General features: G+C 70.0%; 13 protein-coding genes and 2 pseudogenes. 6 read left to right on the forward strand and 9 right to left on the reverse strand.

Annotated elements, in window-relative coordinates:
- The 4 genes and pseudogenes from VHK87_RS05870 to VHK87_RS19450 all read right to left on the reverse strand — a co-directional run.
- Nucleotides 1–245: pseudogene (locus VHK87_RS05870) on the reverse strand (hypothetical protein); the annotation flags it as partial.
- A gap of 66 nt (nt 246–311) precedes the next feature.
- Nucleotides 312–665: a hypothetical protein gene (locus VHK87_RS05875; RefSeq protein WP_329633965.1), complete on the reverse strand. Its 354-nt coding sequence runs from the start codon at nt 663–665 to the stop codon at nt 312–314.
- A 198-nt stretch (nt 666–863) separates the two neighbouring features.
- Nucleotides 864–1211 carry a hypothetical protein gene (locus VHK87_RS05880; protein WP_329633966.1) on the reverse strand — a complete coding sequence of 116 codons (348 nt, stop codon included), beginning with the start codon at nt 1209–1211 and terminating at the stop codon, nt 864–866.
- Between the two features lie 127 nt (nt 1212–1338).
- Nucleotides 1339–1530: pseudogene (locus VHK87_RS19450) on the reverse strand (response regulator transcription factor); the annotation flags it as partial.
- Between the two features lie 80 nt (nt 1531–1610).
- On the opposite strand from VHK87_RS19450, the gene VHK87_RS05885 reads away from it, so the two are divergent.
- The 3 genes from VHK87_RS05885 to VHK87_RS05895 all read left to right on the forward strand — a co-directional run bounded on the left by VHK87_RS05885 (nt 1611) and on the right by VHK87_RS05895 (nt 5391).
- Nucleotides 1611–1994: a helix-turn-helix transcriptional regulator gene (locus tag VHK87_RS05885; protein ID WP_329633967.1), complete on the forward strand. Its 384-nt coding sequence runs from the start codon at nt 1611–1613 to the stop codon at nt 1992–1994.
- A 42-nt stretch (nt 1995–2036) separates the two neighbouring features.
- Complete coding sequence (locus VHK87_RS05890; protein WP_329633968.1) at nt 2037–3566, forward strand: response regulator; 1530 nt, start codon at nt 2037–2039, stop codon at nt 3564–3566.
- 97 nt (nt 3567–3663) lie between these two features.
- Entirely contained in the window at nt 3664–5391 is a 1728-nt protein-coding gene (locus tag VHK87_RS05895; protein ID WP_329633969.1) for an AmpG family muropeptide MFS transporter, read from the forward strand.
- On the opposite strand, the gene VHK87_RS05900 is transcribed toward VHK87_RS05895, so the two are convergent.
- The 4 genes from VHK87_RS05900 to otsA form a co-directional block, all read right to left on the reverse strand.
- Entirely contained in the window at nt 5388–6215 is an 828-nt protein-coding gene (locus VHK87_RS05900; protein WP_329633970.1) for a serine protease, read from the reverse strand. The two genes, VHK87_RS05895 and VHK87_RS05900, sit on opposite strands and share 4 nt — an antisense overlap.
- A 6-nt stretch (nt 6216–6221) precedes the next feature.
- Nucleotides 6222–6641: a DUF350 domain-containing protein gene (locus VHK87_RS05905; protein ID WP_329633971.1), complete on the reverse strand. Its 420-nt coding sequence runs from the start codon at nt 6639–6641 to the stop codon at nt 6222–6224.
- Between the two features lie 54 nt (nt 6642–6695).
- Nucleotides 6696–7853, reverse strand: a complete 1158-nt coding sequence (gene rlmN / locus VHK87_RS05910) for a 23S rRNA (adenine(2503)-C(2))-methyltransferase RlmN (protein WP_329633972.1) — start codon at nt 7851–7853, stop codon at nt 6696–6698.
- Between the two features lie 82 nt (nt 7854–7935).
- Nucleotides 7936–9342, reverse strand: coding sequence for an alpha,alpha-trehalose-phosphate synthase (UDP-forming) (gene otsA / locus VHK87_RS05915; RefSeq protein WP_329633973.1), 1407 nt, complete (start codon nt 9340–9342; stop codon nt 7936–7938).
- A gap of 334 nt (nt 9343–9676) precedes the next feature.
- On the opposite strand from otsA, the gene VHK87_RS05920 reads away from it, so the two are divergent.
- From VHK87_RS05920 to VHK87_RS05930, 3 genes are read left to right on the forward strand one after another with little or no spacing between them, the layout of a single operon-like run.
- Nucleotides 9677–10678 (forward strand): NADPH:quinone oxidoreductase family protein, encoded by a 1002-nt coding sequence (locus tag VHK87_RS05920; protein ID WP_329633974.1) that lies wholly within the window; start codon nt 9677–9679, stop codon nt 10676–10678.
- A gap of 53 nt (nt 10679–10731) precedes the next feature.
- Entirely contained in the window at nt 10732–11589 is an 858-nt protein-coding gene (locus VHK87_RS05925) for an SDR family oxidoreductase (protein WP_329633975.1), read from the forward strand.
- 56 nt (nt 11590–11645) lie between these two features.
- Entirely contained in the window at nt 11646–12506 is an 861-nt protein-coding gene (locus VHK87_RS05930; protein WP_329633976.1) for a DMT family transporter, read from the forward strand.
- Here the strand turns inward: VHK87_RS05930 and VHK87_RS05935 are convergent.
- On the reverse strand, nt 12503–12865 hold the full coding sequence (locus tag VHK87_RS05935; protein ID WP_329633977.1) for a YkvA family protein: 363 nt from the start codon (nt 12863–12865) through the stop codon (nt 12503–12505). The two genes, VHK87_RS05930 and VHK87_RS05935, sit on opposite strands and share 4 nt — an antisense overlap.
- Between the last annotated feature and the right edge of the window lie 9 nt (nt 12866–12874).

The following is a 12874-nucleotide window of genomic DNA, read 5'->3' on the forward strand; positions in this document are numbered from 1 at the left end:
CAGATCCTATTGGTGGCGAGCGCGAGCCATAGCAGCACCGCTAGGAAGGCTGTGTCGACGGCGAAGACACCCCACTCGGTGCCGAGCCAGTCGCGACGCTCATAGGCGATGGCCGAGAGGTACCACGCGAGCAAGTTGGCGGCCGCCACAATGCGCTCCGGCCGTCCGCCTCTCCAGAGGGCGAAGCCCGAGGCGAGCAGCATCAGGACGAGCCAGATCTGCTGTGGAAGAGTCTGGAAATACACGAGGCCCCCAGGTCCGTCCCGAGGGCCTCGATCTTGTCAGAGCCGGCAGCCGGCTGGAAGCAGTCGCTAGGCGACCTTGCTCACGGCCCGCAGGTTGTGGGCCGTCTCCTGGGCGCCGCTCGGCGGCTTCGGACCGCCGTCGCCGTACGCGACCGCGCCTAGTCCGATCTGCTGTTGGGCGATGCTGAGCTCCTTGTGGGCCTCGCAAATCGCTCGGCGCGCCTCCGTTAGCGCTTGTATGGACTTGCTGGTCCACTCGAAGGCGCCCTGTCCGATGAGTGCGGACAGGCCGGCTTCCGTGCGAAGCGGCATCGCCCCGACCAGACCGGCGGTCTTCGCGAGAGCGGCGTCGATTGCGGCTTCGGCTTCAAAGAGGTTCGCGGCGACTTTGTCTGCGTATTGACGACGTTGCTTGAGCATGAGTCGGCTCCTTCGCGCCGCCCGTCCGCGGCGCGCTGAATGGTTTGGTGTATCGAGGTTATTTAGAGGTCTGCCGACAGGGTTTCGGCTTGGTTTAGACGAGGGCCTGCAGGGCATGGAGGCCGGCGAGAATGGCTCCAAACGCGAGAGCCGAGATCACCGCGATGCCAAGAATAGCCCCAAGGCGGGCGGCGACTCCTAGCTCATGGAGTCCTCCAGTTCCTCGCCAGGCCGGAAGTTCTCGTCCAGCAGCACCCAGGTGAGGCAGAGGATCTCGCGCAGCACCATCTCCGGCGGCTTGAAGCGCGACATCTTGCGCGTCGCGGAGACGAGATGCTCCGCCAGCGCCGCCTGGGCGGGCGTAGCCGACAGATCGAAGAGCTGCCGCTCGAGCTGCTGCCACGAGAAGCTCGGCATCGGCTCCTCCTCCAGGCGCCTGGGCTCCTGGGTGGGCCAGCGGCTCTGGAAGCTCTCGATCTCCGCTCTCAGCTGGATCGCCTGGTGTATCACCGAGCGGTCCTCGGCGGTCTTCTCGAAGGTGTCCATGGGTCGCTCCTCCCGAACTGGAGCGATCCGGCCATGGGTCGGCGGGGCTGTCTGTCCTGATCGCGTCGTGTCCTGATGCGATCAGGACAGCGGGCGACTGGTCGTGCCGAGCCAGCAGGCGGGCGGCTTGGTAACGATCGCCGACCCCGAGCTTGCGGCGAGCCCGGTCGCAGTAGGTGTCGACGCTGGTCTTCGACATCCCCAGCTCGCGGGCGATCTGCTTGGACGAGAGGTGCTGATCGACGAGGCGCAGGCATTCGCGCTCTCGCGGCGTCAAGAGCTCGATCTTCGGGTCTTGCGTTACGTCAGCCTCGCGCATAGCGAGAACAATAAGGACTCACACGCACTTTCGTCTACTTACTCTATCGCGCGTGCATGCAGTTGTCCCTGGGGGTTGGGATGGACGACCGGGAGATTGATCGGCCAGACGTGGTCGATGTGGCTATCGGCGCCCGAATACGGTCACGACGAATCTACCTGAAGATGAGCCAAACCGAGCTCGCTACGCGGATCGGCGTCTCGTTTCAGCAAATTCAGAAGTACGAGCGCGGCGCCAACCGTGTCTCCGGCTCCAAGCTGGTGGCGATCGCCCAGGCGCTCACCACCAGCGTCGGCTGGCTGGTGGGCGAGGACGAGACGAGCGCCGGTGACGACGAGGTGTTCGCGGCCCTCGCCGTGCCCGGCGCGCTGGAGGTGGCGCGCGCCTTCGCCGCCATCAAGAACCCTCGCACCCGCGCCGCCCTGCTGGCGCTGGCCCAGGACATGGCCCGCAACGGCGGCTGAGGCACACCAGCCGTTAAGCGCCGCGGGGCTATTGCGGGGCCCATGACCTCGTCCCCCAAGCGCAGGCCCCGGCCGAACGCCGTCAGCGCCGAGGAGCTCGCCTCCCTCAGCCACGAGTTCCGTACCCCGTTGAACGGCGTGCTGGGCATGGCGCGCCTGCTGGAGGGCACCCGCCTCACCGCCGAGCAGCGCGCCTATGTCTCCGCCCTGCGCGAGAGCGGCGAGCACCTGCTCTCGCTGGTCAACGACGTGCTGGACTTCGCCCGGCTGGGGGCGGGCAAGGTGGAGCTGCGCCCCGCGCCGATGGACGTGGAGGGCCTGCTCCGCTCCGTGTGCGAACTGCTCAGCCCTCGGGCGCAGGAAAAGGGCCTGGAAATCGCCTGGGCCGCGCCCGCCGGCATCGGCAAGATCCTGGCCGACGAGGGCCGCCTTCGGCAGATCCTGCTCAACTTCGCGGGGAACGCGGTCAAGTTCACGGACGCCGGCGGTGCCCTCTTGAGCGTCGAGCGCCGCCCCGGCGGGCGATTGCGCTTCCTGGTGGAGGACACCGGTCCGGGCGTCGCCCCGAGGGCCCGCGCCCGCATTTTCGAAGCCTTCGCCCAGGCCGACCCGGCGCACGGGGCGCAACTCGGCGGTGCGGGGCTGGGGCTGGCCATCGCCCGCAGCCTGGCCGCGGCCATGGAAGGCGAGGTGGGCGTCGGCGCCGCCGAGGGCGGCGGCGCCGCCTTCTGGTTCGAGGCCGCCTTCGACAGCTGCGAGGCCTCGCCGCCCGACACCTCGCTCGCCAGCCGCACGGTGGGCCTGGCCTCGCCCAACGCCATCATCCGCGAAGCGGGGCGCCGCCAGCTGGAGGCCTGCGGCGCGCGGGCTATCCTGGCCGAGACGGTGGAGGAGCTGCTGGCCCGCACCGGGCCCGACGACGTACTGCTGTTGGACCACGCGCTCTGCGACGCCGCCAAGACCCTGCGCCGCCCGGCCGGCCGCGCCGTGCTGGTGCTGCTGGACCTGGCCCAACGCGACAAAATCCCCCGCTACCGCCAGGCCGGGTTCGCCGGCTACCTGACCAAGCCGCTGCGCCGCACGTCGCTGGCCGAGCGGGTGCTGGCGGCGGCGGGCGCGGCCCCGGCCGGCAAGAGCGACTTCGACGACGAGCGGGACGCTCCCGCCATCGCCCCGGGCGCCCGGGTGCTGCTGGTCGAGGATAATCCCGTCAACGCCCTGCTCGCCCGCGCCCTGCTGACCCGCGAGGGCTGCGCAGTGACCCACGTGCCGAACGGCCAGGCCGCGCTCGAGGCGGTGGACCTGGAGCCCTTCGACCTGATCCTCATGGACATGCGGATGCCGGGGATGTCCGGGGTCGACACCGCCAGGGCCCTGCGCAAGGCCGGCGTCTCGACACCCATCGTGGCGCTGACCGCCAACGCCTTCGAGGACGACCGCCACGCCTGCCTGGGGGCCGGCATGGACGACTTCCTGGTCAAGCCGCTGTCGCCGCCGGCCCTGCGCGCGGCCCTGGCCCGCTGGACTCGCCCCGGGTGGACCGGCCAGCCGGAGCGGTCGCGCGCCGGATAGCGCCCGCGACCGCGCGGCCGCTGGACGCGGCGCGCGGCTCACTTCAATTTCGGCCGCCTGCGCGGGGGCGCAAGACGCCTGCCCGCCCGGAGGCCCGATGACCGCCGAAGCCACGCCCGCCCGCAAGACCAGCACCCTCGGCGCGCTCGCCGTCTATGGGGAGCGCCGCAGCCTCGTGATGCTGGCGCTCGGCTTCGCCTCGGGCCTGCCGAACCTGCTGATCTTCGACACCCTGTCGCTGTGGCTGCGGGACGCCGGCCTGTCGCTGAAGGTGATCGCCATCTTCAGCCTGGCGACGCTGGCCTACTCGCTGAAGTTCCTATGGGCGCCGCTGATCGACCGCACCCAGGTGCCGGTGCTGAACAGGTGGCTGGGCCACCGGCGCTCGTGGATGGTCGTCACCCAGGGGCTGGTGATGTTGGGCCTGTGGCTGATCTCCGGGACGAACCCGGCCTCCAGTCTTGGCCTGATGGCGGCGTTCGCGGTGTTCGTCGGCTTCACCGCCGCCACCCAGGACATCGTCATCGACGCCTGGCGGATCGAGGCGGCCACCACCGAGAAGCAGGGCGCGATGGCCGCCGCTTACCAGTGGGGATACCGGATCGCGATGATCACCGCCGGCGCGGCGCCCCTGGTGCTGGCCGACGCCTTCAACTGGAACATCTCTTACGCCGTCATGGCCGCCCTCATGCTTATCGGCGTCGGCGGCTCGCTGGCCGCGCCGCGGGAGAAGGACCACCAGATCCGGCCGATCCACGCCGAGGGGCTGGCCTCGCGGCCGGCGCTGGAGATCCCCGAGTGGCTGGGCCGGCTCGCCCTGTTCGCGCTGGCGGCGCTGGTGCTGGGCTCGGGCCTTGCGGCCGACGCCTCGCTGCTGGCCGCGATTCTCAGCGGCCTCGGCCTGCCGGGCGCGGGCGAGGCCGTCGTCGCCGCCTGGGCGATGAAGCCGCAGGGGGTGTTCCTGCAGCTGGGGGCTGTGGCCGTGGGGCTGGCGATCATCGCGCTGGCCGCCTCGCCGCTGCCGGGGGTGCGCACGCGGCCCGGAGTCTATCTGTTCTCGGCGCTGGGCGATCCGCTGCGCGACTTCTTCGCCCGCTACAAGGGCGTGGCGGCGCTGATCCTGGCGATGATCTGCCTCTACCGGCTGCCGGACTTCGTGCTGAACATAATGAACCCGTTCTACGCCGACCTCGGCTTCACCAAGACCGAGATCGCCGAGGTGCGGAAGGTGTTCGGGGTGATCATGTCGGTGCTCGGCGTGGGGCTCGGCGGCTTCGCGGTGGCCCGGCTCGGGCTCTTGCGAGCGCTGGTGATCGGCGCCTTCGCGGGGCCCCTGAGCAATCTGGTGTTCGCCTGGCTGGCGCTGCAGGGCTCCAGCTTGCCGGCGCTGTTCATCGCGATCGGCATCGACAACGTCGCCTCAGGCCTCTCCGGCACCTGCCTGATCGCCTACATGTCCAGCCTGACCTCGGCCGGCTTCACGGCGACCCAGTACGCCCTGTTCTCCTCGCTCTACGCGCTGCCGGGCAAGCTGATCGCGTCCCAGTCGGGGCGGATCGTCGAGGGGGCGGCGGCCAGCGCCGACGGCGGCGGGATGTTCGCCGCTCTCGCCGGCCTGTTCGCCCGCACCCCGCCCGACGCCTACGCCGAGGCGATGGAGAAGTCCGGCGTGACGCCCCACGCGCTCGGCGCCGGCTACTTCGCCTTCTTCGGCTACTCGACCCTGATCGGCATCGTCGGAATCGTGCTGGCGTTCATGGTCGCCGCCCGCCAGGGGAAGAGGCTGGTGGAGGCTCCGGTCGAGACTGCGGCGGAGCCCAGCTAGGCCAGGCACATCACCTGCGCGACGCGGAGGTTGCGGCGCAGGTCGTCGGCGGCCCGGCCATAGTTGTCGGGCGTGATCGGCTCGGACGGCGGCGCGGTCTCGGTCGGCGCGGCGATGGTCGCCAGGGTGGCGCGGACGGTCTCCGGCGCGGTGGTGTAGATGCGGCCCCGGCGGGGCGACTCGGCGACGGTCACCCCGATCACCCGGCCGGCGGAGTCCAGCGCCGGGGCGCCGGAGAGGCCGGCCAGCGTGCCCTTGAGCGTCTCGGTCCGGCCTGTCTCGGTCCAGGCGAGGACGGACTCCGTCCGCGCGCCGCGGCCGCGCACCACCAGCGTCTCCCGGCCGATCAGGCGCGAGGTCGCCTCGCCCGGCTCGCCCTGCGGGAAGCCCAGGTGGAAGGCCCGCTCGCCGCGGCGCAGCGGCTGGTCGAGGCCGAGCGGAAGAGGTGGGGCGCCGCCCTCGGTGATCAGGATCGCCGCCTCGCTGCGCGGATCCACATGCACCTTGGCGGCCACGCCGCGGCCCTCGCCGACCACGATGGCCGTGGTGGCGCAGCCGTCCACCACGTGGCGGGCGGTCAGCCAGATCCCGTCGTCGGAGATCGAGAAGGCTGTGCCGACGCCGGGCTGGGCCTGGTCGGGCACCTCCACCAGCACGGAGGGGTCGAACGGCGTCGCCGGGCCGAGCGGCGCGCCCTCTTCCTCTGGGAAGACCGGCGGCGCCTCGGGCGCGTCGGTCCGCTCCTGGCGGCCCACCGCGGCCACCAGCAGTGCGCCCACCGCGGCGGAGTAGACCAGCCAGTCGGGGAGCTTGGGGAACTTCATGGGTGGTCAACCGGCCACTGCGGCGGCGAGGATCAGGGCGGTGGCGAGCTTGGCGCCCACCAGCAGGGCGGCAGCTGACATCTCGCCCTCTCTGATCCGCTGGGGCAGGCCGTGGAGGAGGAAGTCGGTCAGCCTGAACACCAGGAGCTGCACGACCACCGTCGAAAAGCCCCAGAGGGCGATCTCGATGGTCGAGGTCGAGGCCTGCAGCGACACCGCCAGGGGCATGGACAGGCCCAGCAGCACGCCGCCGAGCGACACGCCGGCGGCGGCGTTGCCCTCGCGGATCAGGGCGATCTCCCGGTGAGGCGTCAAGAAGACGTAGAGGGTCGCGCCCAGGAACAGCAGGGCGATGGTTACGCCGGTGTGCAGCAGGGTGAGCGGGAAGCCTTGTGCGAAGGCCTGGATCTCGGGCGAGCTCGGCATGGGCTCTCAGTTACCGGCGAAGCTCTCCGGCCGCTAGGGTTCGCGGCGACGCGGCTACTCCGCGGCCGTCCGCTCGGCGGCGCGGCGGGCGCTGGCGCGGACCTTCTCGCTTTCGCTCTTCAGCTGGCCGCACGCGGCGAGGATGTCACGGCCTCTGGGCGTGCGGATGGGCGAGGCGTAGCCGGCGCGGTTCAGGATCGCCGCGAAGGCCTCGATGGTCTTCCAGTCCGAGCACTCGTAGGGGCTGCCCGGCCAGGGGTTAAAGGGGATCAGGTTGATCTTGGCCGGGATGCCCTGCATCAGCTTGACCAGCGCCTTGGCGTCGGCCGGGCTGTCGTTGACGCCCTTCAGCATCACGTACTCGAAGGTCACCCGCTTGGCGTTGGACAGGCCCGGGAAGGCTCGGATCTCGGCCATCAGCTCGGCGATCGGGTACTTCCGGTTCAACGGCACCAGCTTCTCGCGCAACTCGTCATTGGTGGCGTGCAGCGAGATGGCCAGCATGGCCTGGGTGCGCTCGCCCAGCGCCTTCAGCTGCGGGACGACGCCCGAGGTGGATACGGTGATCCGCCGCCGGGAGATGGCGATGCCCTCATTGTCGGCGATGATGTCGATGGCGTCGGCGACGTTGTCGAGATTGTAGAGCGGCTCGCCCATGCCCATGAACACGATGTTCGAGAGCCGCCGGTCCTCCTTAGGCGAGGGCCATTCGGAAAGGTCGTCCCGGGCCACCTGCACCTGGGCTACGATCTCGGCCGCCGTCAGGTTGCGCACCAGCGGCTGGGTGCCCGTGTGGCAGAAGGTGCAGTTGAGGGTGCAGCCGACCTGGCTCGAGACGCAAAGCGCGCCGGCCCGGCCGACGTCGGGGATGTAGACGGTCTCGACCTCGATCCCCGGGCCCATCCGGATCAGCCACTTGCGTGTGCCGTCCTTGGAGACCTGCCGCTCGACCACCTCCGGCCGCGCCAGGGTGAAGGCTTCGGCCAGGGCGGCGCGGGTCTCCTTGGCGACGTCGGTCATCGCGGCGAAGTCGGTGACGCCGTAGTGGTGGATCCAGCGCCAGATCTGCGACGCGCGCATCTTGGCTTTATCGGGCCGCACCACGCCGGCCTCCACCAGGGCGGCCGCCAGGCCCTGGCGGGTCAGGCCCGTCAGGTTCGGCTTGGCCGGCGCCGCGGCCGGCGCGCGGGAAAGGTCGAGGGTGATGCTCACGGATGCTCTCGTCTCGGGCCGGCCAATATAGGGGCCAAGGGCCTTAAGCGCCAATTGCGCGGGGCGGTTTGACGCGCCGACGTCAGCCGACGCTGTGCAGGCGCCGCGACTCGGCCGGCGATCCGGTCAGGGCGGAGACGAAGCTGTCGCGCCAGGCGGCGACGTCCTGGGTGGTCACCCCGTGCATCAGGCTTTCCCAGCGGCGAACCCGCTCCTCACGCGGCATGGCCAGGCCCCGCTTGATAGCCTCGGCGACGTCCTCACGGCTGAACGGGTTGACGATCAGCGCCTCCTGCATCTGTTCGGCTGCGCCGGCGAACTCGGAGAGGATCAGCACGCCCGGGTCCTTCGGGTCCTGGGCGGCCACATACTCCTTGGCCACCAAGTTCATCCCGTCGCGCAGGGGCGTCACCAGGCCGATGTGGGCGGCCCGGTAGACGCCGGCCAGCTCGTCGCGCCGATAGGGGCGGTTCACGTAGCGGATCGGCACCCAGTCGACGGTGGCGTACTCGCCGTTGATGCGCCCAGAGACGGTGTCCAGCTTGGCCCGGATGTCCTGGTAGGCCTCGACCTCGCCGCGGGTCGAGGTGGCGATCTGCAGCAGAAACAGCTGCTCGTGCTGGTCGGGATTGTCCGCCAGGAACTGCTCGTAGGCCAGGAACCGCTCCTCCAGCCCTTTCGAATAGTCCAGCCGGTCGACGCCGAGGATCATCCGCCGTCCCGCCAGGCTGTCGCGCATCCGCGTGAAGTAGGTGCGGGCCTGATCGCCCTCGACGGAGGCGACGAACTCCGGCGTGTCGATGCCGATCGGGAAGGCGCCGACCCGCACCGTCCGCCCGAAGGCTTCCACGATCCCGTCCTCGCGCGCCGTGCCGCCGGCGGCGTGCAGGGCGTAGTCGGTGAAGGCCTCGCGGTGGTCCTCGGTCTGGAAGCCGATCAGGTCGTAGTGGAACAGCGCCTCGGCGAGCTCGGCATGGCCGGGCAGGGTGGTGAACACCCGCCGCGCGGGCCACGGGATATGCAGGAAGAAGCCGATGCGGTTCTTCACGCCGCGCTTGCGCAGTTCCCGGGCCAGCATCAGCAGATGGTAGTCCTGCACCCAGATCACGTCGTCCGGCTCGATCAGCGGCAGGACGGTCTCGGCGAACCGCTCGTTGACGCGCTCGTACCCGGCGCTGAACGAGCGCTCGTAGGCCGCCAGGTCCATTCGGTAGTGGAACAGCGGCCACAGCGTCTTGTTGGCGTAGCCGTTGTAGTATTCCTGCCGGTCCTGCTCCTCGAGGTCGATGAGCGCGACGGTCACCCCGCCGATCCGGCGCACCGACAGCTGGCCGGTGAAGGTCTCGGTCGTCTCCCCGCTCCAACCGAACCAGACGCCCGATGATTCTCGCAGGGCGGCGGCCAGGGCCATGGCCAGGCCTCCGGCGCTGCCCTGTCCGGCTTCGGCGGGCGGGTTCACGCGGTTCGAGATGACGATAAGTCGGGACACAGGACCTCAAAGGCTAATGTCAGTGTTTTCGTCCCGCGACGTGGCGAAAGGTTGGCCGGCGCACGTGCTGTGGTAGGCGCTAGATAGGGAGCCGGCGCCTGTCTACCAACGGATGTTCACCTGCTCACACGTCCTCGTGAGCGCGCCGAGGCGCTACGCCTTGGGCGGGATGTGGTTTGCTGACTGATCTATTTGCGACTTGGCCGCTGAGCTCGATGGGCCCTTGAGGTCGACGGAGGCGGCGTCAAACAATCGTTCGAAGTCGGCCTTCCGCCACGCTTCGCGCTGAGCTAGCGTCCGCGGCCAAAGCGACAACCCAGGTGGAGACACGCGCATGAAGGCGGTGCTGAGCAAGCAGATCGGCGGTCCGGAGACCCTGGAGCTGGGCGAGCTGCCCTCGCCGGAAGCCAAGCCGGGCCATGCGGTGATCGACGTGAAGGCCTGCGGCGTCAACTTTCCCGACGTGCTGATCATCGAGGACAAGTATCAGTTCAAGCCGCAGCGGCCGTTCTCGCCGGGCGGCGAGGTGGCGGGGATCGTCACCGCGGTCGGCGAGGGCGTCACCAACGTCCAGGTCGGCGACCGGGTGCTGGGGAACACCGGCTGGGGCGGCATGGCCGAGGAGATCGCCCTGCCGGCCGCCAAGCTGGTCAAGGTGCCGGAGAAGATGCCCTGGGACGAGGCCGCCGCCTTCATCATGACCTACGGCACCTCGCATTACGCTCTGAAGCGCCGCGGCCATCTGAAACCCGGCCACACCCTGCTGGTGCTGGGCGCGGCCGGCGGCGTCGGCCTGGCGGCCGTGGAGCTCGGCAAGGCCATGGGCGCACGGGTGATCGCCGCCTGCTCGACCCAGGAGAAGGTGGACCTCGCCAAGAAGCACGGCGCCGACGAAGGCGTCGTCTACGGCCGCGGGCCGTTCGACCGCGATGGCCAAAAGCAGCTGGCCGAGCTGTTCAAGACCGCCTGCGGGCCGAAGGGCGCCGACGTGATCTATGACGCGGTCGGCGGCGACTACGCCGAGCCGGCGTTCCGCACCATCGCCTGGGAAGGCCGCTACCTGGTGATCGGCTTCGCCGCCGGCGACATCCCGCGCCTGCCGCTCAACCTGCCGCTGCTGAAGGGCGCGGACATCGTCGGCGTCTTCTGGGGCGCCTTCACCAACAACGAGCCGGCCAATTACCGCGCCGACGTCGAGGAGCTGCTGGAGCTCTACAGCCAGGGCAAGATCCGGCCGCACGTTTCGGAGACCTTCCCGCTGGACAAGGCCGCCGACGCCATCACCCACCTGGCCAGCCGCAAGGCCATGGGCAAGGTCGTGGTGACTATCGACTGAGGCTCCGCCGCCCGTTACTGAACGCCGGTAACCTACAACAACGGGAGGACGGGATGGCGGGACGTCTGCAGGGCAAGGTCGCGGTCATCACCGGCGCGGCCTCGGGCATCGGCCTGGGCACGGTGGAGCTGTTCGTCGCCGAGGGCTGCAAGGTCGTCGCCGCCGACATCCAGGACGAGAAGGGCCGCACCCTCGAACAACGGTTCGGCGGGCAGGTCCGCTACGCCCACTGCGACGTCACCGACGAGGCGCAGATCGCGTCCGCCATGGCGCTGGCCAAGAGCGAGTTCGGCGGCCTCGACATCCTGTTCAATAACGCCGGCATCAGCGACGGCATGCGCCAGATCGTCGAGATCGAGGCCGAGCGCTGGGACTGGATCTACTCCATCCTGGTGCGCGGCCCGGCGCTGGGCATGAAGCACGCGGTCCCGCTGATGCTGGAGCGCGGCGGCGGGTCCATCATCAACACCGCCTCCATCGCCGGCATGCAGGCCGGCTGGGGCCCGATCGCCTACTCCTCCGCCAAGGCGGCGGTGCTGCACATGAGCAAGGTGGCCGCCGCCCAGCTGTCGCCGCAGCGGATCCGGGTCAACGCCATCTGCCCCGGCCTGATCGCGACCTCGATCTTCGGCGCCTCCATGGGCCTGCCGCGGGAGGTCGCCGATCAGATGGCGGCCCGCGTCGCCGAGTTCGGCGCCACCGTCCAGCCGGTGCCCAAGGCCGGCACGCCCTCCGACATCGCCGAAGCGGCCCTCTATCTCGCCTCCGACGCCGGCGCCTTCGTCTCGGGGACCCACATCGTGGTGGACGGCGGCATCACTGTCGGCAGCCGCCACGCCTGGGACGCCAACGCCACCTCGCCGTTCGCCACCATGCTGGGGCTCGACCAGACGCCCCCGCCGGCCTCGTGAGCGGCGAGGCGCGGTCCGGAGGCTGGCTGACTCCCAACGTCCACGGGGCGCTGTGGATGGTGGCCTCGGCGCTCGGCTTCACGGTGATGACGACGCTCATCAAATACCTGGGGGACGACTATCCGGCAGCGCTGCAGACCTTCTATCGGCAGGTGGCGGGCTTCATCGTGCTGCTGCCGGTGATCCTCCAGCGACGGCGCGCCGCGTTCGCGACCACCCGGCCGGGAATCCTGATCTTCCGGGCCAGCGCTGGGACGCTGGGGATGATCCTGTCGTTCTACGCCTTCCAGAAGATGCCGCTGGCGGACGCCAACGCGCTGTCCTTCACCCGCACCCTTTGGCTCGTGCCGCTCGCCGCCTTCGTGGTGCGCGAGACGGTGGGGCCGATGCGGATCGGTGCGGCGCTGGTGGGATTCGTTGGCGTGCTGGTGATGATCCGGCCGGGCGCGGGGGGCGAGTTCGCCGTCGGCCTGCCGGCGCTGGCCATGCTCGCCGCCTCCTTCCTGTTCGCCCTGACCATCACCGGCATGAAGGTGATGACCAGGGACCATTCGCCCATGGTGCTGCTGGTCTGGTCGGCGACGCTCGGCCTGGTGTTCGCGCTGCCGGGCGCGCTCTTCGTGTGGCGCTGGCCCGCGCCTATGGACCTGGCGCTGCTGTCGGCGATGGGCGTGGTCGGGACCATCACCCAGGGCTGCTACATCAAGGGCATGAGCATCGGCGACGCCGCCGCCATGGCCCCGATCGACTACATCCGCCTGGTGTTCGCCGCGGTCATCGGCTTTGCACTGTTCAACGACGTGCCCGGCGTCTGGACTCTGGTGGGCGCCGCCATCGTCGTGGCCTCCACCCTCTTCATCACCTGGCGCGAGCACCGGCAGGCGCAAGCGGCGAAGCGGCTGGGGGATGAGGCCTAAGGCTCCCGCGCGATCCGCTCCAGGAAGGCCTTGGCGGCCATACGGTGGCGGATCTTCACGTTCGATCCGACCAGGGCCATGAGCGCAGCGATCACCGCCGCGTCGTCCGTGTAGCCGATCATGGCCAGGACATCGGGAATAGCGTCGGTCGGCAGCACGAAATAGGCCAGGGCCGCCAGCATCATCCCCTTGGCGGTGGTGGGCGTGTCGGGATCGCGGGCGCAGTACCAGACGCTGACCACGTCGGAGGCGAAGGGGATTCTCGTCGCCACCTTTCGCAGCTTCGGCCAGAAGCCCTGGCGCACCCGCTCCTCGTTCACCTGCACGACGGCCGGGACCAGGGCGCGCGAGGGATCGATCGGGCGGCG

The sequence above is a fragment of the Phenylobacterium sp. genome (assembly GCF_036263695.1).
Classification (GTDB): Bacteria; Pseudomonadota; Alphaproteobacteria; order Caulobacterales; family Caulobacteraceae; genus Phenylobacterium.

Excerpts from the sequence above, each read along its gene's own strand:
- VHK87_RS05875 (WP_329633965.1), bottom strand. The coding sequence starts at position 665 with ATGCTCAAGCAACGTCGTCAATACGCAGACAAAGTCGCCGCGAACCTC.
- VHK87_RS05880 (WP_329633966.1), bottom strand. The coding sequence starts at position 1,211 with ATGGACACCTTCGAGAAGACCGCCGAGGACCGCTCGGTGATACACCAG.
- VHK87_RS05885 (WP_329633967.1), top strand. The coding sequence starts at position 1,611 with ATGGACGACCGGGAGATTGATCGGCCAGACGTGGTCGATGTGGCTATC.
- VHK87_RS05890 (WP_329633968.1), top strand. The coding sequence starts at position 2,037 with ATGACCTCGTCCCCCAAGCGCAGGCCCCGGCCGAACGCCGTCAGCGCC.
- VHK87_RS05895 (WP_329633969.1), top strand. The coding sequence starts at position 3,664 with ATGACCGCCGAAGCCACGCCCGCCCGCAAGACCAGCACCCTCGGCGCG.
- VHK87_RS05900 (WP_329633970.1), bottom strand. The coding sequence starts at position 6,215 with ATGAAGTTCCCCAAGCTCCCCGACTGGCTGGTCTACTCCGCCGCGGTG.
- VHK87_RS05905 (WP_329633971.1), bottom strand. The coding sequence starts at position 6,641 with ATGCCGAGCTCGCCCGAGATCCAGGCCTTCGCACAAGGCTTCCCGCTC.
- VHK87_RS05920 (WP_329633974.1), top strand. The coding sequence starts at position 9,677 with ATGAAGGCGGTGCTGAGCAAGCAGATCGGCGGTCCGGAGACCCTGGAG.
- VHK87_RS05925 (WP_329633975.1), top strand. The coding sequence starts at position 10,732 with ATGGCGGGACGTCTGCAGGGCAAGGTCGCGGTCATCACCGGCGCGGCC.
- VHK87_RS05930 (WP_329633976.1), top strand. The coding sequence starts at position 11,646 with ATGGTGGCCTCGGCGCTCGGCTTCACGGTGATGACGACGCTCATCAAA.